General features: G+C 70.7%; 20 protein-coding genes and 1 riboswitch. Of the genes, 6 read left to right on the top strand and 14 right to left on the bottom strand.

Going from position 1 to position 21,018, the window contains the following annotated elements; translation table 11 throughout:
• Nucleotides 1-131: 131 nt before the first annotated feature.
• The 4 genes from ACVTJA_RS31355 to ACVTJA_RS31340 form a co-directional block, all read right to left on the bottom strand.
• On the bottom strand, nucleotides 132-383 hold the full coding sequence (locus ACVTJA_RS31355) for a hypothetical protein (RefSeq protein WP_465825192.1): 252 nt from the start codon (nucleotides 381-383) through the stop codon (nucleotides 132-134).
• 132 nt (nucleotides 384-515) lie between these two features.
• Entirely contained in the window at nucleotides 516-1,199 is a 684-nt protein-coding gene (locus ACVTJA_RS31350) for a phosphoribosyltransferase (protein ID WP_465825191.1), read from the bottom strand.
• Between the two features lie 89 nt (nucleotides 1,200-1,288).
• Nucleotides 1,289-1,507 (bottom strand): hypothetical protein, encoded by a 219-nt coding sequence (locus ACVTJA_RS31345; RefSeq protein ID WP_465825190.1) that lies wholly within the window; start codon nucleotides 1,505-1,507, stop codon nucleotides 1,289-1,291.
• Between the two features lie 415 nt (nucleotides 1,508-1,922).
• The gene (locus ACVTJA_RS31340; RefSeq protein WP_465825189.1) at nucleotides 1,923-2,063 is read right to left on the bottom strand and encodes a hypothetical protein; all 141 of its coding nucleotides are present in this window, start codon (nucleotides 2,061-2,063) and stop codon (nucleotides 1,923-1,925) included.
• Between the two features lie 167 nt (nucleotides 2,064-2,230).
• Between ACVTJA_RS31340 and ACVTJA_RS31335 the strand changes: the two genes are divergently transcribed.
• The 4 genes from ACVTJA_RS31335 (at nucleotide 2,231) to ACVTJA_RS31320 (ending at nucleotide 6,202) form a co-directional block, all read left to right on the top strand.
• The gene (locus tag ACVTJA_RS31335; protein ID WP_465825188.1) at nucleotides 2,231-3,109 is read left to right on the top strand and encodes a hypothetical protein; all 879 of its coding nucleotides are present in this window, start codon (nucleotides 2,231-2,233) and stop codon (nucleotides 3,107-3,109) included.
• Nucleotides 3,110-3,220: 111 nt separating this feature from the next.
• Nucleotides 3,221-4,411, top strand: a complete 1,191-nt coding sequence (locus ACVTJA_RS31330; protein WP_465825187.1) for a sensor histidine kinase — start codon at nucleotides 3,221-3,223, stop codon at nucleotides 4,409-4,411.
• Nucleotides 4,386-5,099, top strand: a complete 714-nt coding sequence (locus ACVTJA_RS31325; RefSeq protein ID WP_465825185.1) for a response regulator — start codon at nucleotides 4,386-4,388, stop codon at nucleotides 5,097-5,099. The genes ACVTJA_RS31330 and ACVTJA_RS31325 overlap by 26 nt, the downstream gene beginning before the upstream one ends.
• Nucleotides 5,096-6,202, top strand: a complete 1,107-nt coding sequence (locus ACVTJA_RS31320; protein ID WP_465825184.1) for a sensor histidine kinase — start codon at nucleotides 5,096-5,098, stop codon at nucleotides 6,200-6,202. Before ACVTJA_RS31325 ends, ACVTJA_RS31320 begins: the two co-directional genes overlap by 4 nt.
• Before the next feature lie 12 nt (nucleotides 6,203-6,214).
• Here ACVTJA_RS31320 and ACVTJA_RS31315 read toward each other — a convergent pair whose 3' ends face one another.
• The 7 genes from ACVTJA_RS31315 to ACVTJA_RS31285 all read right to left on the bottom strand — a co-directional run bounded on the left by ACVTJA_RS31315 (nucleotide 6,215) and on the right by ACVTJA_RS31285 (nucleotide 14,142).
• Nucleotides 6,215-8,125: a M56 family metallopeptidase gene (locus ACVTJA_RS31315; protein WP_465825183.1), complete on the bottom strand. Its 1,911-nt coding sequence runs from the start codon at nucleotides 8,123-8,125 to the stop codon at nucleotides 6,215-6,217.
• 1 nt (nucleotide 8,126) lies between these two features.
• Entirely contained in the window at nucleotides 8,127-8,519 is a 393-nt protein-coding gene (locus ACVTJA_RS31310; RefSeq protein ID WP_465825181.1) for a BlaI/MecI/CopY family transcriptional regulator, read from the bottom strand.
• A 297-nt stretch (nucleotides 8,520-8,816) separates the two neighbouring features.
• Nucleotides 8,817-9,950: a hypothetical protein gene (locus tag ACVTJA_RS31305; RefSeq protein ID WP_465825179.1), complete on the bottom strand. Its 1,134-nt coding sequence runs from the start codon at nucleotides 9,948-9,950 to the stop codon at nucleotides 8,817-8,819.
• Nucleotides 9,951-10,032: 82 nt separating this feature from the next.
• Nucleotides 10,033-11,448, bottom strand: a complete 1,416-nt coding sequence (locus tag ACVTJA_RS31300) for a sigma-54-dependent transcriptional regulator (RefSeq protein WP_465825178.1) — start codon at nucleotides 11,446-11,448, stop codon at nucleotides 10,033-10,035.
• A 21-nt stretch (nucleotides 11,449-11,469) separates the two neighbouring features.
• The gene (locus ACVTJA_RS31295; RefSeq protein WP_465825176.1) at nucleotides 11,470-11,970 is read right to left on the bottom strand and encodes an OsmC family protein; all 501 of its coding nucleotides are present in this window, start codon (nucleotides 11,968-11,970) and stop codon (nucleotides 11,470-11,472) included.
• A gap of 119 nt (nucleotides 11,971-12,089) precedes the next feature.
• On the bottom strand, nucleotides 12,090-13,490 hold the full coding sequence (locus ACVTJA_RS31290; RefSeq protein WP_465825175.1) for an SLC13 family permease: 1,401 nt from the start codon (nucleotides 13,488-13,490) through the stop codon (nucleotides 12,090-12,092).
• 220 nt (nucleotides 13,491-13,710) lie between these two features.
• Complete coding sequence (locus ACVTJA_RS31285) at nucleotides 13,711-14,142, bottom strand: CBS domain-containing protein (protein ID WP_465825174.1); 432 nt, start codon at nucleotides 14,140-14,142, stop codon at nucleotides 13,711-13,713.
• Nucleotides 14,143-14,367: 225 nt separating this feature from the next.
• Nucleotides 14,368-14,479, top strand: a riboswitch (TPP riboswitch).
• 42 nt (nucleotides 14,480-14,521) lie between these two features.
• Between ACVTJA_RS31285 and thiC the strand changes: the two genes are divergently transcribed.
• Together thiC and ACVTJA_RS31275 are read left to right on the top strand one after the other, a co-directional pair.
• Complete coding sequence (gene thiC, locus ACVTJA_RS31280) at nucleotides 14,522-16,396, top strand: phosphomethylpyrimidine synthase ThiC (RefSeq protein ID WP_465825173.1); 1,875 nt, start codon at nucleotides 14,522-14,524, stop codon at nucleotides 16,394-16,396.
• A gap of 192 nt (nucleotides 16,397-16,588) precedes the next feature.
• Nucleotides 16,589-16,912 (top strand): DUF4870 domain-containing protein, encoded by a 324-nt coding sequence (locus ACVTJA_RS31275; RefSeq protein WP_465825172.1) that lies wholly within the window; start codon nucleotides 16,589-16,591, stop codon nucleotides 16,910-16,912.
• 110 nt (nucleotides 16,913-17,022) lie between these two features.
• Here the strand turns inward: ACVTJA_RS31275 and moaA are convergent, their stop codons facing one another.
• The 3 genes from moaA to thiO all read right to left on the bottom strand — a co-directional run bounded on the left by moaA (nucleotide 17,023) and on the right by thiO (nucleotide 20,752).
• Nucleotides 17,023-18,042: a GTP 3',8-cyclase MoaA gene (moaA, locus tag ACVTJA_RS31270; protein ID WP_465825171.1), complete on the bottom strand. Its 1,020-nt coding sequence runs from the start codon at nucleotides 18,040-18,042 to the stop codon at nucleotides 17,023-17,025.
• 68 nt (nucleotides 18,043-18,110) lie between these two features.
• Complete coding sequence (locus tag ACVTJA_RS31265) at nucleotides 18,111-19,346, bottom strand: HD domain-containing phosphohydrolase (RefSeq protein ID WP_465825170.1); 1,236 nt, start codon at nucleotides 19,344-19,346, stop codon at nucleotides 18,111-18,113.
• A gap of 287 nt (nucleotides 19,347-19,633) precedes the next feature.
• Complete coding sequence (gene thiO / locus ACVTJA_RS31260; protein WP_465825169.1) at nucleotides 19,634-20,752, bottom strand: glycine oxidase ThiO; 1,119 nt, start codon at nucleotides 20,750-20,752, stop codon at nucleotides 19,634-19,636.
• Nucleotides 20,753-21,018 lie beyond the last annotated feature (266 nt).

The following is a 21,018-nucleotide window of genomic DNA, read 5'->3' as shown; positions in this document are numbered from 1 at the left end:
TAGGCGCGGACGCGCGAGCCTAAACCGGAATGGGGTTGCGGACTCTTGCAGCCGGACTTCCGGACTGACACCCCGGTGGTGGGGCGGGCGGGGGGACGGGCTCTTCGAGGCTGCGGGAATGAGGTGCTCCGCTACAGGATGAACAGGACTCCAACGACAAGCAGCGCGAGCAGGACGAGGATGATGGGGAGACCGGCCGAGTTCATCGAGTCCTGGTTCCGAAGGGGCGCGCCGGGCGGAGGCGGCGGAGGGCGCTCCTCGAGCAGCTTGGGCAGCACGCGGACCCCGATGGCCAGCGCCACAATCAGGAACGCCGTGACACAGCTGACTTGTGTCCCATTGCGCAGCGTGACGGTGCACCCCAGCAGGATGATGCTTTCCATGACGATGTCGCCCCAGGGGCGCCGCGCATGACATGCCGGCCCGCTCCCATCAGGGCACGGGCCCTCGAGACACGCAATGGGCTCCGGCACCGGGCACGCCCCTTCGACACGCGGCGCACCAGGACGCCATCATCAAGGCGCAGCGGGCTGCGCAGCTCCCTCGGCCCTTTGCCGCGACGCGAGCGCCAGCAACTCACGCACCTCGTCATCCGAGGTCTGCGCGAAGTCGCGGTACCACAGGCCCACGGCGTAGAAAGGCTCCGGCTTGCGAGCACAGATGACCTCGTCCGCCTCGGCGGCCAGGTCCTCACACGACTCGACGGCGCCCACCGGCACGGCGACGACGATGCGCGCGGGACCCTGTTGCCGGAGCGCGGCCACCGCGGCGCGCATCGTGGTGCCCGTGGCCAGGCCGTCATCCACCAGCACCACCGTGCGCCCGCGCACGTCCGGCGGCGGGCGACCATCTCGATATCGCTCCTCGCGTCGCTGGAGCTCCCGCCCCTCGCGCTCAGCCGTGGCGTCGATCTCCTCCCGCGTCACCTCCAGCTCCTCCACCACCTCGCGGTTGAGGACGCGCACTCCTCCAGAAGCAATGGCTCCCATCGCCAGCTCCTCGTGCGAGGGCGCGCCCAGCTTGCGTACGAGGAACACGTCCAGCGGCGCGCCAAGGGCCCTGGCCACTTCGTAGGCCACCGGCACGCCGCCCCTCGGCAGGGCCAGCACCAGCGTGTCCGGCCGGTGCGCGTAGTCCGTCAGCAGGCCCGCGAGCTCACGGCCTCCCTCATAACGGTCCAGGAACTCGGGCCCTCGCATGTTCCGTTCCTTCCTCGCGTCGCGACACAGCCTTCCCGAGAAAGCTGGGCACCTCGCGAGGGGAGAGGAACGGCATGGCTGGAGCGCGACTACGCGATGATCTCCGGCTTGCCCGGCTGCGTGGGCATGGGCGGGTCATGGATTCCCGGCGGCCGGATGTCCGGCGGCTGCGGCGGCTCAATCTCCGGCGGCGCACGTGTGGGCGGCTCGATTTCCGGAAGCTGGCGGGTGGGTGGCTCGCGCGCGGGCGGCTTGCCCGGCTCCGGCGCCTTCACGGGCTCTCCAGGCGTGGTCTGCGGTCCAGCCATGCGTCGTGTCTCCTCGCTCCTTCAGAAGTCCATCAGCCCGTTCACCTTGGGCACGCGCTGGCAGGCGGGCACCGTCTCCGTTGCCCACTGAACGAGACCTGCGCGGCCCGCGCGCTCGGCTGGTTGCTCGAGGGCCGGGGCGTCAGCGCACCCGACGCCGTGCTCCACGGGGAGCACGTCCTCCGAGCAGGCAGGCGCTCTGCTACAGTCCGAGCCAATGCGCGCATGGCTGAGTTGGGTGGTCCTTCGTGGAGCGCTACGGCACGCTGTTCACCCGGTTCTCGCGCTGCTCGGGGTGCAGCTACGTCGCCGTCAAGCAGACGAGCCGGACCCTGCAAGCCGCGACGTACGATCATGGGGGACGCGTGGAGGTGACGCGCCGCTGCGGCCACTGCGGCCACGTGACGACGTCGACTCACAGCACGCCACGGCGAACCCGGTCCACGTCCAGCTCCTCCTCTTCCTCCTCCCGCTCCTCGTCCAGCAGGAGCGGCTCCTCTTTCGGAGGAGGGCGCTCGTCCGGAGGCGGCTCCAGCGGAAGCTGGTAGTCCCTCACACCTCACGCGGGCATCGACGGAACACCAGGTTGGACACGCGCAGGGCCGCCTGCCCTTCGGCCGGCGCAGGAAGTGCGCCCCTCTCGCGCGAGCGGGTGCGGGGCGCACTTCCTGCGTCCGTCCTCGTGCGTCGGGGCACGAGGAGCATCTGGCGCGAGGCTTGCTCATGCATGCGGAGGCCGGCCCCGAGGTGGGCCGGCGGACGGGAGGCCCCATGGCCCTGCGTGATGCGATTCCGGTGTGTCTCTGCATGCTGCTCGGCGCGAGCGTGGGGGAGGCGAGCGGCCTGGAGCCCGGCTCTCCCCTGGTGGCTCCCCAGCGCCCGGCGGCGGAGAAGCCCGCTCCGCAGCGCGCGCAGGAGGTGTCCCTGGCGCGCTTCCTCGAGTCGCCGGGCAAGGAGCCGGCGCGGGTGAAGCTGTGGCTGCGCCACAACCGCGAGGCGCGCATGATTGAAGAGGGCGTGCGCGAGTTCCTGGAGCGCCTCATCCAGCTCTCCGCCGAGGCCCCGAAGGAGCTCGTCTTCTCGCACGAGCGCGTCATGCTCGATGCGGAGGCCCTGGCCACGGACGGCGAGCTGGTGGCGCTGGCGGACGCGCGCACGGAGCTGCTGGCCCGGCTGGGCCGCATGGACCCGGACTTCAACATCCTCGAAGGGGAGACGGCGCCGCCCTGGTCGCGGGACGGAAATCTGGACCGCGTGGCGCTGGCGGGTCTCGTCTTCGCGCGCACGGGCCGCGCCGCGGCGCTGCCTCCGGACCTGGACCGGCAGCTGGCGGAGCTGGCCTCGCTGGACAAGCGGATGGGCACGCACGAGCAGCAGCTCCTTCCGGTGGCGGAGGAGGCGCTGGGCGCGGTGCTGCTGGGCCTCGCCTCGGGAGAGGCGACGATGGCGGAGGTGGTGCACGGCCTCCACTTCCTGAAGCACCAGCAGCGGCGGCAGTTGGACCTGCGCATCCAGCGCGAGCTGCTCCTGCTGGAGGTGGCCCGGCGGGCCGGCTGCACGGTGGAGGAACTGCCCTGGGCCGCGGCGCCCGACGCGGGCTAAGGCGCCCGGCGCGCGTCGCGTGACGGTCCGGTGGCGTTGACCGGTGAAGATGACGGGAGGAAGTCGCTGCTCTCCGCCGTTTCCTCCGGTTAGGCTCTCAACCCAGACACCATGGCGGAAACCCTGCTCGAGGAACTGAAAAGATACGTCGGCTTCGGCAAGGAGGACGAGCAGGCGCTCGTCGCCCTGCATGCCATCGCGAAGCCACATTTTGCCCGCATCGCCCGCATCTTCTACGACCGCATCCTGGAGCACGAGGGTGCGCGCCAGGCACTGGAAGGCGGCGAGAGTCAGGTCGGCCACCTCCGCGGCACGCTGGAAATCTGGATGAGCCAGCTCCTGCGCGGCCCGTGGGACGAGGACTACTACGAGCTGCGCTGCCGCATCGGCCGCATGCACGTGCGCATCGCACTGCCGCAGCACTACATGTTCGGCGCGATGAACGTGCTGCGCCAGGAGCTCAACGCCGTCATCGACGAGGCGTACCTGGGCAGGCCGGACCAGCTGCGCGTCACCCGCGCGGCGCTGGGGAAGATCCTGGACCTGGAGCTGGCCATCATGCTCCACACATACCGAGAGGACTTGCTCGCGCAGCAGGCGCGCAGCGAGCGGCTCTCCACCTTCGGCCAGCTCGTGGGCTCCATCGGCCACGAGCTGCGCAACCCGCTCGGCGTCATCGAGACGTCGCTCTACATCCTCAAGGGCCGTCCCGGCGCCGTGGACGAGCGCACCGCGAAGCACCTGGGCCGCATCGGCGAGCAGGTCGCCCTCGCCAACCGCATCGTCTCCGACCTGCTGGACATGATTCGCGACCGTCCCCTGCAGCGTCAGGAGGTGTGGCTGGATGAGGTGTGGCAGGAAGCCGCCTCCGCCGTGCAACGGCCGGACTCGGTGGCGTTGCGCGAAGAAGGGCTCGCGGCGCTGCCGTCGGTGCAGGGCGATGCCGTGCAACTGCGCCAGGTGTTCGTCAACCTGCTGGAGAACGCGACGCAGGCGCTGGAGGAGAAGGGCGGCACCATCTCGCTGTCCGCCAGCACGCCCGAGCCCGGTGTGGCGGAACTGGTGCTGGAGGACACCGGCCCCGGCGTGAGCGACGCCATCCGCCGCCGCCTCTTCGAGCCGCTGATGACGACGAAGGCCCGCGGCATCGGCCTGGGGCTCCCGCTCGTAAAACGCATCCTGGAACGCCACGGCGGCAGTATTGTGTATGCGCCCCGTTCCGGCGCCGGCGCGCGCTTCGTGCTCCGGCTTCCCCTCATGCCCGCGGAGGGCGCCCATGCGTCGGTACCTTCTGCTGGATGACAACCGTGCGTTCGCGGAGAACCTCGCCGAAATCCTCCGCGACGAAGGAGACCAGGCCGTCGTCGTGACTTCTGGCGACGAGGCGCTGCAACTGGCACGCACCACGCGCTTCGACGCGCTGCTGACGGACATGCGCATGCCCGGCATGTCCGGCGCGGACGCAGTACACCACCTGCGCCGTGTGGACCCGGGGCTGGCCGCGGTGGTCATCACCGCGTATCCCCGAGAGGATGACTTGGAGACGGCCCGGCGCGAGGGACTGCTCGCGGTGCTTCCCAAGCCCGTGCCCATTCCCACGCTGGTGGGGCTGCTCTCCGGCGCCCGGCGAGATGGACTGGTGGTGCTGGTGGAGGACGACCCGGCGCTGAGCGACAACCTCGGCGAGGTGCTGCGCGCGCGCGGCTTCTCGTGCGTGACGGCCTCGTCGGTGCTGGACACGGACCGCATCAGCTGCGTGGAGCCCTTCGCCGCGTTGGTGGACCTGCGGCTGCCCGGCGGCCCGGACGGTGAGGCCCTGCGGCGGCTGCGCGAGCGCTACCCGAAGCTGCCCGTCTACATCATGACCGCCTACCCGGACATGGTGCCGTTGGAGGGGGCCTCGGGCATCTTCTCCAAACCCTTCGACACCAGCGTGCTGGTGCGGGCGCTGGAGTCGGCGCACGCCGCGCGCATCCCCCACGCCTCATGAGCGAGCCCACCTCCAAGCCATTGCCCACCATCCTCGTGGTGGACGACAACGCCGCCTTCCTCGACAACCTCAACGAGCTGCTGGGCGACGCGGGCTACGCCGTGCGCGGCGCGTCGAGCTGCCGGGCCGCGCGCGAGTGCGCGAGGGAGGGTTTCGACGTGGCGTTGGTGGACCTGCGCCTGCCGGACGGAGACGGCACCGCGCTGGCGGCGGAGCTGAAGGAGGGCGCGCCGGACTCGGAAGTCGTGCTGCTCACCGGCTTCGCCACGCTGGAGACGGCGGTGGCGGCGGTGCGCGCGGGCGCGTGCGCCTACCTGATGAAGCCGTGCGCGCCGCAGGAACTGCTGCTGACGCTGGAGCAGGCCATGCGTCAGGTGCGGCTGCACGGCGAGAAGCGCGAGCTGGCGCGGCGCGCGCAGATGACGGAGAAGCTGGCGGCGGTGGGGACGATGACGGCGGGCCTGTCCCACGAAATCCGCAACCCGCTCAACGCGGCGGCGCTGCAGTTGTCCGTGCTGGAGCGCCGCGTGCGCAAGCTGCCGGACCCGCAGCAGGGCCCGTTGTTGGAACCGCTGCTGCTGGTGCGCGACGAAATCCGCCGGTTGGACCACATCCTGGAGGACTTCCTCCAGTTCGCCCGGCCGCGCGAGTTCCGCCCCGGCTCGGTGGACGTGCGCGCGCTGCTGCGGCGCGTGGTGGACCTGCTCAGCGGACAGGCCGAGGCCCGCAAGGTGGCGCTGGAGAAGGCCTCGCTGGACGAGGCGCTGCCGCCGGTGGCGGGCGAGGAGGAGCGGCTGCGTCAGGTGCTCATCAACCTGTGCCTCAACGCGCTGGAGGCGACGCCCGCCGGAGGCAAGGTGACGGTGAGCGCGGGCCAGGAGGGCGGGCGCGTCTGGCTCATCGTGGACGACGAGGGCCCTGGAATCCCGCAGGAGGTGAGGGACCGCATCTTCGAGCCCTTCTTCACCACGAAGGCCCAGGGCTCGGGGCTGGGGCTCTCCATCGTCCACGCCATCGTCACGCAGCACGGCGGCACGCTGGAGGTGGGCTCGGCGCCCGGCGGGGGCGCCCGCTTCATCCTCCAGCTGCCGGTGGCGCGGTAGCGCCCGGCGCCGTCAGAAGGTGCCCGAACGGAAGAGGATGCGCCCGTCGGTGGTGAAGCGCTTGCAGACGATGCACGAGTGGCTGGCCGCCGCGCCGCTCCGGTACTGCTCGAGGTCCACGCTCGCCATCTGCTTGCCCGGTGGCTCGATGCGAGCGCCGCCCGGCTGGGTGCTGAACACGATGTCGAAGACGTAGTACACGGCCACGGGCCTGCCGTTGAGCATGGCCGGCTCGTAGCGCCACGTGGAGAGCGTGCGGATGACGTTGTCCTCCAGCCCGCTGAGCCCCTGCAGCGACTTGCAGTCGGTGACGAAGCCCTCGGTGGTGATGGTGCAGCGGGCGACCACCGAGCCGCTGGGGAAGGAGGACACCGCGGAGCGGATGCCGTACGTGAGGCTGTTGTAGTGGAAGCGCTCGCCGGAGATACGGCGGGGCGGGGTGATGCCCGGCCCCAGTTCGAGGACGGCGGGCTGGGACTTCTCGGCCGGAGGCGCGACGGTGACGGCGAAGGCCTCGGAGGAGTCCTCCGTCACGGGCGCACCGAGCAGCACGGGCGCGGAGGGCTCCACGGCAGGCTCGGCGTCCAGCGAGTACGGGGCGCGCGGCAACTCCGTGCGCGCGATGGACTGCGTGTCGGGGATGAGCAGCGGCGCGGAGCGCGGCGAGCGGCTCTTCACGGCGGGCGCGGAGGGAGCGCGCTCCTCCTTCGGGGCGCTCCGGGCGCTCGGGCGGGACGCGCGGACCGGCGCCGGGCTCGGGGGCGGAACGAAGGTGGGAGCCACCAGGGGCCGCTGCACCGGAGCGCTCGCCGCGAGTGCGTGCCCCTTCTCCAGCCGGGGCCGGGCGGCGGACGGCGCGGGACTTGGCGGCTCCTCCGCGCGAGCCGTGTCGGGAAGCTGCGAGGTGCCGAGCACCACCGCGAGCAGCGCGCTGCCCACGCCGCTGGCCAGCTTCCAGGGGCGGCGCTGGGCGTGGGACTCGGAGGCGGAGAGCAGACGGCGCACGCGCGTCAGCAGCGAGCCGCCACCGGCGCCCAGCGCGGGCTGGGGCGAGGGCGTGAGGCGCAGCTGTTCAATGTGGGCCAGGGCGCGCGCATAGAGGTACGCGTCACCGCAGCACTGGACGGCCAGGTCGTCGGCGCAGTGCTCGCGCTCCTCGCGGATGCGGTGGGACAGCCACCAGACGGCGGGGTGGTAGAAGAGGAGCGTCTCCACGAGGGACTGCAGGAGGTTGACGAGGTAGTCGTGGCGACGGATGTGGGCCAGCTCGTGGGCGAGGATGGCCTCCAGCTGGGAGGCACTCAGGCCCGTCATGGCGCTGGCGGGCACGAGGATGAGGGGCCGCCACAGGCCGATGACCATGGGCACGTCGATGGAGGCGGAGGCCAGCAGGCGCACCGGGCCGGACATGCGCATGCGGACGAGCGCCTTCTCGAGCGCGGCCTTCCACGGAGCGGCGGCCTCGCGCGTGTCGCGGCGGGACAGGCGCTGAGTCATGGCCCAGGCCAGCAGGGTGCGCGAGGACAGCAGCAGCACGCCCAGGCACCAGACCGGCAGCAGCCACGGGCGCACCGTCTCCAGCCACGGCGTGTCGCCCATGGGCGTGGGCCCCGCCATCACCGTGAAGGTGGCGTTGATGGAGAGGGGAGAAGATACCGAGGCGCCCGCGGTGGGGCCTGCTGAGAAGTTGAAGCGCGAGGCCTCGGCCAGATTGGTGAGGAAGGTGACGATGGGGAGCACGGCCATGGCCAGCAGGCCGAGGCACGCGGTGGCATAGCGGGCGCGCGAGGCGCGCTCGGGGAGGAGGGCCATGGCCGCCGCGACGACGAGGGCCACCGCCGCGCCCTGCCAGAGGAAGCCGATCAGCGCCTGCTCCAACGCCAGGAAAACGGGCTGCTGCGAGAGCATGTGCAGGGCACCCATCTCACTTCCCCCGCTTCTCGTGCTCGTCCAGCAGCCTGCGAATCTCCGCCAGCTCCTCGGCGGAGGTGCGCTTCATGGACAGCGCCTGCGCCACCAGCGTGGTGGCCGAGCCGCCGAAGGCCCGGTCCATCAAGTCGCGCAGCAGGTCGCGCTGGGTGCGCTTCTCACTGAGGGCGGCCTCGTAGACGTGGGTGCGCTCGCTCTCGTCGCGCTGGACGAGCCCCTTCTCCGTCATGTTCTGCAGGAGTTTCAGCACGGTGGTGTAGCCCGTGTCCTTGTCCTGGGTGTCACGGAGCGACTCGTGGACCTGTCGAACCGTACAGGGCCCCAACTCCCAGAGGACTCGGAGGATGGCCAGCTCGGCACGCGTGGGCTGCGGCAAGGCGGGAGTCATGAGCGGAAGTATTACGACGGATGTCGTAAGAGTCAACGACGAGCGTCGTAGATGTCGAGGGGTCTTCCGCCGTCAGCGGATCGCCGGCTGCGTCATGGCGTGGGCTCTCATTCCTTGAGAGTGGCGGTGTTCGGTTGCGGCACGCTACGACAACTGTCGTACTTTCGACGGGAAGGAGCGGCGTGCGTCCCGCGCAGAGCTACGACGCCTGTCGTACGCTCGGGGCACCGAGGCCGCGCGCGCCGCGTCAGGACCTACGACACCTGTCGTATTTCGGAAGCTTCGTCCCAGGACCGGTCAGGGCGCGGCGTCCGCGGAGGCCGGCGCGGCGCGGAGCTGCTTCAGGTGGTCGATGTTCTGCGCGCCCATGGACAGGAGGATGCCAGCCACGTGCTTCCCGGAGAGCGGGGTGGGAAGCACTCGCATCCACGTGGGCAGGGTGGGCATGTCCGTCCCCGCGGGAGGGACGTCGTGGATGGTGGCGCCGCGCTCCCAGTACATCTTCACCAGCGAGGTGGGGCAGGGGGCCGAGGCCACCGCCTCGCCGAGCGCCGCATACGCCGGGCGGTACGGCCCCTCCGCGAGCGGCTGGAGGTAGCGGGCCAGCCCCGCCGCCTCGCTCAGGCCCGTGCACAGCGCGATGGCCGGGCCGCACGCACGTGCCTTCCGTGCCACCTCGACGGGCGTGGCGATGCTGGAGAAGGACATGCTGGCCCAGAACACGGCGCGCATGCGGTCGTGCTGCTCGGCGCTCATGGGGCGCCACTCAGGCGGAGGCGACTGCATCAACTCGTGCGTCTTGCGCTCGAAGCCCAGAATCGCCCTGGCAATCATCGCGCCCAGAATCGTGTCCGAGCGGTACGCCAGCCACGCCAGGTGCCGCACGTCCCGGGCTGCCTCCAGCGATTGTCCGGTGCGCATGCCGTGAATCAGCCGGAGCTTCGCCCAGGTCTGCAGGGGGACGTAGCTCGGTATGGGGGCCGTCATGTGGAAGTACGGCTCCGCGAGCGGCGCGGGCGTGTGCTTCAGGGTGTCCCACCTGTCGTAGGCCTGGAGCTGCTTCATCCACCCGAAGTCCAGTGTGGAGAAGTCGAAGTCGGACGCGAGCAGCGTGTCCCAGTCCAGCTTCTCTCCCAGCGCGGCGGGCACCTGGAGCGGCGAGTCCGCAGGCATCTTCGGGCCCGGGCTCTCCCACCCCAGCCAGACATTGAGGAGGGGCCCCGCGTCGCCCTCGGTGCGCGGCTCATGGAACCACGGGTCCGCGGCGAGCTTCGCCTGTTCCTCGCAGAACAGGTCCACGTTCGCCTTCATGTCCGCGCTGAAGGCGTCGAGCGTGGGCTCGTACTGCTTGCGCACCCACCGGTCCGCGGCCACCAGCGCGATGACGGCGAGCAGCAGGACGATGCTCGCCGCCCACACCAGGATACGCACCACGCTTCCACGGGACGACCGGCGGCTCATGCGCATGCGGGCACTCTACCAGTCCCGCATGCCCGGCCCGCCTGGGGGGCGCCTACGACTCCGCGGCCACGTCCTCCTCCTCGTCGGCCACGGCCTTGAGCGGCCCGCCGCCCTGCATGCCGTACTCCTTGAGGCGGTACTGAATCTTCCGCACGCTGATGCCCAGCACCTCGGCCGCGCGCGACGTGGAGCCCTGCACCATCTCCAGCGTGCGGAGGATGGCCTCGCGCTCAATCGCCGCCAGCGTGGCGCCGGGGATGAGCGCGCCCGCGGCCGTGCCCGCCGGACGCGGCCCGCGCAGCACCGGAGGCAGGTCGTCCGTGGTCAGCTCCTGGCCCTGGGCCAGCACCACCGCGCGTTCAATCGCGTTCTCCAGCTCGCGGATGTTGCCCGGCCAGTCGTGGGACAGCAGCGCCTGGAGCGTACCCGGCGCCAGCCCGCGCACCTCCTTGCCGTACGCCTCGCCGTACTTCTCCAGGAAGTGGTTCACCAGCGCGGGGATGTCGCTCTTGCGCTCGCGCAGCGCCGGCAGCGTCACGCTCACCACGTTGAGCCGGTAGTAGAGGTCCTCGCGGAAGCGGCCCGCCTTCACCTCGGCGGCCAAATCCCTGTGCGTGGCCGCGACGATGCGCACGTCCACCTTGAGCGTCTGCGTGCCGCCCACGCGCTCGAACTCGCGCGACTGGAGCACGCGGAGCAGCTTCACCTGCACCGAGGGCGAGATTTCGCCGATTTCGTCCAGGAAGAGCGTGCCGCCGTCCGCCAACTCGAAGCGGCCCTCCTTGCGCGCGAGCGCGCCCGTGAAGGAGCCCTTCTCGTGGCCGAACAGCTCGCTCTCCAGCAGGTTCTCCGCCAGCGCCGCGCAGTGCACGCGGATGAAGGGCTTGTCCTTGCGCGACGACTCCTGGTGCAGCGCCTGGGCAATCAGCTCCTTGCCGGTGCCGGACTCACCGAGGATGAGCACCGTGGCGCGCGTGCCCGCCGCGCGGCGGACCACGTCGTAGATGCCCTGCAGCGGCGGCGACTCGCCGATGATGTCGTGGAAGCGCTTCACCCGCGAGCGCACCTGGTCGCGCAGGGCCTCGGCCTCCTGGCGCAGGCTGCGCTTCTCCAGCGCCTTGCCGAGGATGACCAGCACCTGGTCCGCGTCCAGCGGCTTGAGCAGGAAGTTGTCCGCGCCCGCCTTCATCGCCTCGACGGCGGTCTCCACGCTGGCGAAGGCCGTCATCATCACGAACGTCGCGTCGCTGCCCTGCTCGCGCGCCGTCTTCAGCAGCGTGAGGCCGTCCATCTGCGGCATGCGCACGTCGGAGAGCACCACCGCGGGCGAGAACTCGGGGATGCGGGCCAGGGCCTCCGCGCCATTGGAGGCCTCGGCCACCTCGTAGCCTTCCTCTTGGAGGATGGTGGCAATCGCCCGGCGGGCATTGTCCTCATCGTCGACGACCAGGATTCGCTGTTGGGACATGGGGTGTCTGGGGCTTTCGGGTCAGGAAGCAGAGAGGCTCGGGGGTCGCGCCTCGCGGGACGTGGTGGAGCGGACGTTCCACGTCTCGACGACGGGCTCGATGCGCGGCGTGAGCTGGATGATGGAGCTGGGGAAGCAGTGGGCGGGCAGCTCGGAGAAGATGTGGCGCGCGGCCTCCGCGGCGGCGTCATCGGGCACGGCGACGTGGGGACGGACGATGAGGTCCGTGAAGTGCGGCGGCTGGCCCGGGGTGCCCACCACGCGGGCCATGGCGGAGCTCTGGTAGAAGAGCACCGGCACCTTCGCCTCGCGCGCCCGCTCCAGGAAGGCCAGCAGCGTGCGTCCCTCCACCGCGCCTACCAATAGGGACTCCGGTCCCCACTGGCCCTCGTCCGCGGCGCCGGGCTCCGTCAGCGGCCGGCCGATGGGCAGGGGAGGCGCCTGGTCGCTCGTCAGGACGGCGCCGCGCTCTCCCTGCCAGAAGAGGCGAGTTTCGTACTCGGTGATGGTAACCGACGTCATGGGCCTACCTCCCGCTATGCCCTGGGCGGGCCATACCCCTTCAACTCGCGTGCCGCGCGGGTGCTTCTGGAAGGACGTGCTCCTGGTCCCTGGGTCCAGGGCAGGGCGGGCAGGGTAGCTCATGGCAGACCGAAGAGACGTAGCACCATGGGGCCGGTGAGGCTGACCAGCAGGCATCCCGCCACCATGAGGGGAAGCCCCAGCCGCATCAACTCCGAAGAGGCGAGCCCCTCGCCCGCGGCCATGGCGTTGGGCGGGGTGCTGATGACGAAGGGGATGCCGAACGAGCACCCCAGTGCGACGAGGATGGGCGTGGCCGCGGACGGGTGGAGCTGCACGGCCAGGGGGATGAGCAGCGCCGCGGTGCCGGTGTTGCTCATCAGCGCGGACAGCGCCGCCGCCGCCACCACCAGCACGCCGAGCTGCGCCGGCACCGGCCAGCCTCCCAGGTCCGAGCCGGCCAGCGCGCGCGCCACCAGCCCGGAGTGCTCCATCAGCCGGCCCAGGGCGATGCCCCCCGCGATGAGCAGCAGCGTGGACCAGTCCAGCTTCCCCAGGTCGCCGCGCGCGAGCAGGCCGCTGCCGAAGAGGAGCGCCGTGGCCCCCAGCGCCACCACCGGCGCGGGCACGCCATGCAGCGGCTCGGACAGCCATGCCACCACGCAGGCCGCGCTCACCACGAGCACGCCCCGGCCGGAGCGGGTGAGCGGCTCGGGCTCCTGGGCGGGAAGGGCCAGCAGGCCGCGCACGGGGAAGCGCAGCAGCACCAGCACGAAGCCCAGGCCCAGCATCAGCGCCGTGAGGGGCAGGGCCAGCGCCATCCACTCGGCGAACGTCACCTGCGTGTAGGCGCCGGCCGCGGCCACCGCGAGCGCGTTGGGGCCGCTGCCCACCGGCGTGGCCATGCCTCCGAAGTTGGCGCCCAGCGCCACGCCCATCAGCAGCGCGGGCCGCAGCGGCTCGCCCGCCGGGGTGGCCTGGAGGATGGGGCGCAGCGCCGCCAGCATCATCGCCGCCGCGGCCACGTTGGACATCCACATGGACAGGAAGGCCACACCGCCCATGACGAGCAGCAGCAACAGCCGGGGCCGCCCTCGCGACAGCCGCACCACGTGCCGGGCCACCGCGGCGTCCAGGCCATGCCGCATGGCCACCACCTCCAGCGTGAAGCCGCCGAGGAAGAGGACCAGCACCGGGTCCATGGCCCACGCCAGCACCGCGCCCATCCGGTAGTCCGTGGCCAGCGGGCCCAGCAGCACCGGGGTCGCGCCCAGCAGCAGCAGGGTGGGGACGAAGGGCGGCACCACCTCCGTGAGCCACAGCACCAGGCACGCGCCGCCAATCAGCACCGCGCGCGAGGCCACCGGCTCCTCCACACCGAAGCCCGCCACCAGCGCCACCACCGCGAGCCCCCCCATCGCGAGCGCGGGGCGCAGCCAGCTCCGCCGCGCCGGGGCATCCTCGGCGAGGGACGGCATGGGCGAGGCCGCGGCATTCGAGGGAGTGAGGGAGGTGTTCATGGGGCTTCACGCGTCCGGCGGGGAATGAAGGCCAACCACGTCGGGCACACCGGAGCGTGCCATGTCCGGAACACGCCCGGGAAGCGAGGCTCCCGCGGGGTTCAGGAAGAGCCCCGCCTCCAGCAGGGGACGGGCACCTGGCGCGAGCGTCCGGGGGCTGGGCCCGGAAGCCATGCCGGTGTCGCGCGCCTCGAGCAGGGGCGGTCACGCGCCGGGGACTTCAGGCGCCGAACTCGGCCGCCATCTCGTGCCGGTCGCGCTCCTCGATGAGGTACTGCGCGTACCGCACCAGGTCCGCCTCGGTGAGGATGCCCAGCAGGCTGTCCGTGGCATCCACCACCGGGAGGCAGCCGTACTTGTGTTGCAGCATCAGCTTCACCGCGTCCTTCAGCGGCGTGTCCGCGCGCACCGTCTGAACGTCGCGCGTCATGATGTCCGCGGCCCACAGCGGCTGCGCCGCCGGGTCGCTGGTGTGGACGGCCGCCGCGCGGAGCAGGTCCCGGTGCGTGACGAGCCCCACCAGCTTGCCCTGCCGCAGCACCGGCAGGTGGCGGATGCGGTGGAGGCGGAGCAGCTCGTCCGCCTTGGCCAGGTTCTGCGTCTCCTTGAGGGTGACCACTTCACGGGTCATCAGCTCTCCGACGATCTGCATGTGCGGCTCTCCGGGTTCGTGGTTCCTCTGTCGGCGGCTCCAAGTTGCAGGTCCGGGGCCAACGCGCAGTGCTCCAGGGAAACGGTGTTTCCGGCTCCCAGCGCGCGCAACGCTTGCGCGGGCCTCCGGTCGCCCGCAAGCCTTGCGTCGAAGCGTCGGATGCTCGCCTCTTTACAGGACCCGCCGGGCAGGTTGAAGGCCGCTTTCCTGTGCGCTAAGTGCTCACCCAGTCGCTAGGGGTGCCCCTGGGAGGGGCTGAGACGGCCGCGCGGTCAGCGGCCAACCCTTGGAACCTGAACCGGGTCATTCCGGCGGAGGGAAGCGGCCCGGGGCCCAGGCCCCTCGCCCGCCCATCCCTCCGCCGCCGAGGAGATGCGAGATGAGCGGAGCGTCCAAGAGCCTGAAGGTCGATGGGAAGGTGTTGGAAGGAATCAGCCGGGGCGCGCTGCCAGCCTCGCGCAAGGTGTACGTGGAGGGCGCGCTGCATCCGGACCTCCGCGTCCCCCTGAGGGAAATCAGCCAGACGCCCACGCGCCACGGCCCCGGGCCGGACGCGCAGGTGACGCCCAACCCGCCCATCTACGTCTATGACTCCAGCGGTCCGTACACGGACCCGTCCGCGCCCATCGACGTGCGCCAGGGCCTGGCCTCGGTGCGCGAGGCCTGGATTGTGGGCCGCGGCGACACGGAGGCGTTGCCCGGCATCAGCTCCGAGTACGGCCGCTCGCGCGAGGCGGACCCGCGCCTCGACGGCCTGCGCTTCGCCCACCGCCGCAAGCCGCGCGTGGCGAAGAAGGGCGGCAACGTCACCCAGCTTCACTACGCCCGCAAGGGCATCATCACCCCGGAGATGGAGTACGTGGCCATCCGGGAGAACCAGCGGGTGGAGGTCTCGCTCTCCGCCCAGCACCCGGGCCACTCGTGGGGCGCGTCCATTCCGCGCACGATTACGCCCGAGTTCGTCCGCGACGAGGTGGCCCGCGGCCGCGCCATCATCCCCGCCAACATCAACCACCCGGAGTTGGAGCCGATGATCATCGGCCGCAACTTCCTGGTGAAGATCAACGCCAACATCGGCAACTCGGCCGTCTCCTCCTCCATCGAGGAGGAGGTGGAGAAGATGGTCTGGTCCATCCGCTGGGGCGCGGACACGGTGATGGACCTGTCCACCGGCCGCAACATCCACGAGACGCGCGAGTGGATTCTGCGCAACGCGCCGGTGCCCATCGGCACGGTGCCGATCTACCAGGCCCTGGAGAAGGTCGGCGGCAAGGCGGAGGAGCTCACGTGGGAGCTGTTCCGCGACACGCTCATCGAGCAGGCCGAGCAGGGCGTGGACTACTTCACCATCCACGCCGGCGTGCTGCTGCGCTACGTGCCGTGGACGGCGAAGCGCCTCACCGGCATCGTCAGCCGCGGCGGCTCCATCATGGCCAAGTGGTGCCTCGCCCACCACCAGGAGAACTTCCTCTACACGCACTTCGACGAGATTTGCGAAATCATGAAGGCGTACGACGTCAGCTTCAGCCTCGGTGACGGGCTGCGGCCGGGCTCCATCGCCGACGCGAACGACGCGGCCCAGTTCGGCGAATTGGAGACGCTGGGCGAGTTGACGAAGGTCGCCTGGAAGCACGACGTGCAGACGATGATTGAGGGCCCGGGCCACGTGCCCATGCACCTCATCCAGGAGAACATGACGAAGCAGCTCGCCGTGTGCGGCGAGGCGCCGTTCTACACGCTGGGGCCCCTCACCACGGACATCGCGCCCGGGTATGACCACTTCACCAGCGGCATCGGCGCCGCGATGATTGGTTGGTTCGGCACGGCGATGCTCTGCTACGTGACGCCCAAGGAGCACCTGGGCCTGCCGGACCGGGACGACGTGAAGGAGGGCGTGATTACGTACAAGATCGCCGCCCACGCCGCGGACCTGGCCAAGGGCCACCCGGGCGCCCAGGCGCGTGACAACGCGCTGTCCAAGGCCCGCTTCGAGTTCCGCTGGGAAGACCAGTTCAACCTCTCGCTGGACCCCGAGCGCGCCCGCGCCTTCCACGACGAGACGCTGCCCGCCGAGGGCGCCAAGGTGGCCCACTTCTGCTCCATGTGCGGCCCCCAGTTCTGCTCCATGAAGATTACGCAGGACGTGCGGGACTACGCGGCGAAGCAGGGCGTCTCCGACGACGCCGCGCTGAAGGCCGGGCTTGAGGAGAAGAGCGAGGAATTCAAGAAGGCCGGTGGCCAGTTGTATCGCTGAGACACAGGCCCGGGCCGGAAGGCGCGGAGGACGACCCGTCAGAGCACCTGTCCGAGACGTGACAATCGGATCAGGTGCATGTCATGTTGCGTGCGCAAAGGGCGCGCTTTTCGCGCCCCCGGAAATCTGGAGGGGACGTTCATGGAGACTCCGCCGCGGGAGCAGATGGGTTCGTTCATCAGTGGTTCACCGATGCCGACCCAGGATGAGAAGACGATGGCGCTGCTGACCCATCTGGGCACCATCGTGTTTGGCTTCCTGGTGCCACTGGTGCTGATACTGACGAAGGGGAAGGAGTCCTCCTACGTTCGCGACCACTCAGCGGAATCGCTCAACTTCCAGATCACCTGCCTCATCGGCTACGTCATCGGCGGTATCACCTCGTGTCTGGGAATCGGTCTCATCGTGATTCCGGCGGTGTGGGTCGCGGCCGTGGTGTTCGCCATCATCGCGGGCCTGAAGGCGAACGAGGGCCGGCTCTACCGGTACCCGGTCAACATCCGGCTGGTGAAGTAGGCCGCACCGGGCCCTCATCGTGAGGGCTCGAAGCGCACGGGCGGGTCTGGCGAAGGTGCCGGCCCGCCCGTCGTGTTTTCAGGCGCTGATGCCGCGGGCCGGGCCTGCCTTCAGCCGCCGATGCCCATCATCGTCAGCAGCGTGTCGCCATTGCCGGGCTCGGTGAAGCGGTGTCCCTCCGGCTTGTCGCCCAGCGCGCGGCGGATGGCCACGGCCAGCTCCACGTCGCTGGCACCGCCCCGGATGAGCTGGTGCAGCGGCGCCTGCGCGCGCCCGCCGAGGCAGCTGCGCAAATCTCCATTGGACGCCACGCGCACGCGGTTGCAGCCGCCGCAGAAGTTCTGGGTGAGCGGCGAGATGAAGCCCACGCGGCCCGCGGGCGTGCGCCAGTAGCGCGCGGGGCCGGAGGTGGGGGAGGCGGCGGCGTCCTCGAGCTCCTCCGGCTCGGGCTCCAGCGGCAGGCCGGCGGCCTTCAATTGCTCGACGAGCTCCGCGGTGGGCACCGGCTGTCCCTGGCCGAAGGGCATCAGCTCGATGAAGCGCGGGGTGATGCCGCGCGCGTGCGCGTGGGCCACCAGCGCGGCGGCCTCGCCGTCATTCACGCCGCGCACCACCACCACGTTGAGCTTCAGCGACGCGTAGCCCGCCGCCGCCGCCGCGTCGATGCCGCGCAGAATCGCGCCGAAGTCGCCCTGCTTGGAGATGCGGCGGAACGTCTCCGGGGAGAGCGTGTCCAGGCTGAGGTTGAGCTGCGTGACGCCGGCCTCGCGCAGCGGCACCGCGAGCGCCTCCAGGTGGCTGGCGTTGGTCGTAATCGCCACGTTCCGGATGCCGGGCAGCGCGGCGATGCGCCGCGACACGTCCACGATGTCCGGGCGGATGAGCGGCTCGCCGCCGGTGAGGCGCACGCGGCGGATGCCCATGCTCGCGAAGACGGCGGCGATGCGCGCCAGCTCCTCGGCGGTGAGCAGGTCCTTCTTGCCACCCCAGGAGGCGGGCGAGCAGTACGTGCAGCGGAAGTTGCAGCGGTCCGTAACGCTCAGCCGCAGGTACGTCATGCGGCGCCCCTGCGCGTCCAGCAGGGGCGGAGCGAGCGGATCGGGAAGGGGCTGAGGGGCGGTGGTCGTCACGGCGGGCCTGTCCTCATAACAGCCACCCTCGGGCCGGTCATCTCCGTCCCACCATCACTTCGCAGGACTCAACCCTCGGTGCCGGTGGCGGACCGCTTCACCGAGTCCTTCACCTCGGGGCTCTCCGACACGGTGGAGGAGCGGCCTGGAGGCGCGTCGTCGTCGTCCAAATCAGTGAGGCGGGCCAGCTCGGCCTCGGCCTCGGTGGCGTCCGCTTCCGCCTGCGGGAGCTGGAGCTTCTTCAGCGCCATCTCCTCCTTGATGCGGATGAGGCCCTCCTCGCCGATGTCGAGGAACGCGCGCACCACCTCGGGGTCGAACTGCGTGTTGGCGCAGCGGCGGATTTCCTGGATGGCGTTGGCGAACGAGGTGCCCTTGCGGTACGGCCGGTCGCTCGTCATCGCGTCCAGCGTGTCCGCCACGGCGAAGATGCGCGCGCCGATGTGGATTTCGTGCCGCTGGAGGTTGCGCGGGTAGCCGGCGCCGTCCCAGCGCTCCTGGTGCGAGAGGACGATGGAGGCCGGCGTGTCCAGGAAGGGGATGTTCTGGATCATCTGGAAGCCGATTTCCGGGTGCTTCCGCATCTCCAGCCACTCGTCCGGCGTCAGCTTGCCCGGCTTGAGGAGCACCGCGTCCGGCACGCCAATCTTGCCAATGTCGTGCAGGAGCGCGCCGCGGCCAATCTCCTCCAATTCCTTGCCATGGATGCCCATGCGATGGGCGATGGCCGAGGTGTAGCTGACCACGCGCTGCGAGTGGTCGCTCGTCTCGTGCTCGCGCGCGTCGAGCGCGGCCACCAGGGCGAGCAGCGTGTTCTGGTAGGTGTTGGCGATGTCGCGCAGGGCGTTGCGCAGCTCCGCCGTCCTGTCGCGCACCTTGCGCTCCAGCTTCTTCTGGTAGCGCTTGCGGGCCATCTCGATGCGGCGCTTGGCCAGCGCGCGCTCGATTGCACGGATGAGGTCCGTCAGCTTGGGTGGCTTGAGGAGGTAGTCCACCGCGCCGCGGCGCAGACAGTCCACGGCGGACTCGGTGTCGCCGTAGCCGGTGAGCATGATGACGGACGTGTCCGGGAGCCGCTCACGCAGGTTCTCCAGGAGCCACAGGCCGTCCTTGCCCGGCATCTTCATGTCGCTGATGACGAGCGGCGTGTCCTCCTCGCCCGCGATGTCCAGCGCCATCTCGGCACCGCTCGCGACGACGCAGTTGTAGCCCTCCTCCCGAAGGAGGACGGAGATGACGTCGCGTACGGAGTCGTCATCATCGACGATGAGGATTCGGGGTGGGGCAGGAGGGATGGCTTCCACGGCGGTCGATTCTAGGGTTTCCGGGTTTCGAAGGCGAACGAGTACGAGAAATTACCACCCTTCCAGGGTTGGCGGTTGATCCGCCAGTGGACAGGGAGGTGGGCCCCCGGTGGGTGAGGAGAAGGGCGTGCAGGCGCGAATCCAGAGCCTTTTTCCCTCTGGAAACCGCCCGGAGCGGCTGTCTGCCCGCCCGGTCTCCGGGAGGCCACACCCACCCCGGTAGGGGGTACCCCCGTGCCGACGTCCCGGGTCGTCCTCCCGCGAGGCTCGGCGTCTCCGAGCGCCCCTCAGGTGTGAGCGCGGGCCGGGGAACGGTCGTACCGGAAGGGCGCCAGGTCCACGGTGGGCTTCTCTCCGAGCACCGCCTGGGTGACGAGCTTCGCCGTAATCGGGGCCAGGAGGATGCCGTTGCGGAAGTGGCCGGTGGCGAGGAAGAGGCCCGGCACCGGGCCCTCGCCGAGGTAGGGATTGCGGTCCTCCGTCCACGGGCGGAAGCCGGCCCACGAGTCCGTCACGGAGGCGGAGCTCAGCTCGGGGCACAGCTCCAGCGCCATGTCGAGGATGCGGGCCAGGCCCGCCGCCGTGACCTGCTTGTCGAAGCCCACCAGCTCCATGGTGCTGCCGGCGATGACGCGCCCGTCCGCGCGCGGCACGAGGTAGCCCTTCCCCGAGGTGACGATGCGCTCCAGCACCGGCAGCCGCGTCTGGAGCTGCACCATCTGCCCGCGCGCCGGCCGCACCGCCTTCGGCTCCACGCCCGCGCCCTGCACCAGCGCGGACCACGAGCCCGCCGCCAGGATGACGGCGTCCGCACGCAGCACCTCGCCGTCCAGGTCCACGCCCACCGCGCGGCCGCCCTCGTGCACCACGCCGCGCACGTAGCCGCTCTTGAACTCCGCGCCCACGCGGGCGGCGGCCATGGAGAGGGCGCGCACCAGCAGCCGGTTGTCCACCTGGTGGTCATCCGGGAAGTGCGCGGCGGCCAGCGCCTTCGGGGACAGGCGGGGCTCCAGGGCCCGGGCGGCCGTGCCGTCGAGCAGCTCCGCGCGCAGGCCCATCGCGCGCTGCCACGCCACCGTCGCGTCCAGGTGGTGCAGGTCCTTCTCGGTGAAGGCCACCTTGAGGACACCGCACGGCCGGTAGGCCACGTCCACGCCGGACAGCTCGCGCAGCTCGGCGGCGAAGGCGGGGTAGAGGCCCCGGCTGCGCAGGCACAGCTCCATGAAGGGGCCCGGTCCCTCGGACTCCATCTGCGGAGCGAGGATGCCCGCGGCGGCGCTCGAGGCCTCCGCGCCGGGAATGGAGCGCTCCAGCACGGTGACGCGCACGCCCGCCTGCCGCAGCCGCAGGGCGATGCCACAACCCATGATGCCGCCGCCCACGATGATGACGTTCGAGACTTTCATGGAGCGAGCTTCCTGCTCGCCCACCCCCGGGTTTGCAAGCGTCACGACGCCTCACCCTGGGGCCGGTTGACGGCGGCTGGCTTTATCGTTACTGATGGAGTCGTGCTTTCCGCGTTCCATCACCATCATGCGCATCATCACGGCGGCCCGGACGGGTTCGCTCGCCATGCGCATGCCTGGGTGAACCGCTAAGCGCACACACCCACCCGGCACAAGCCGCAGCGACGAAGGCCCGTCCCCCCAGGACGGGCCTTTTTTCGTTTCCG

This window comes from Pyxidicoccus sp. M6 (assembly GCF_055568925.1).
This window is presented reverse-complemented; position numbering and strand designations above follow the sequence as displayed.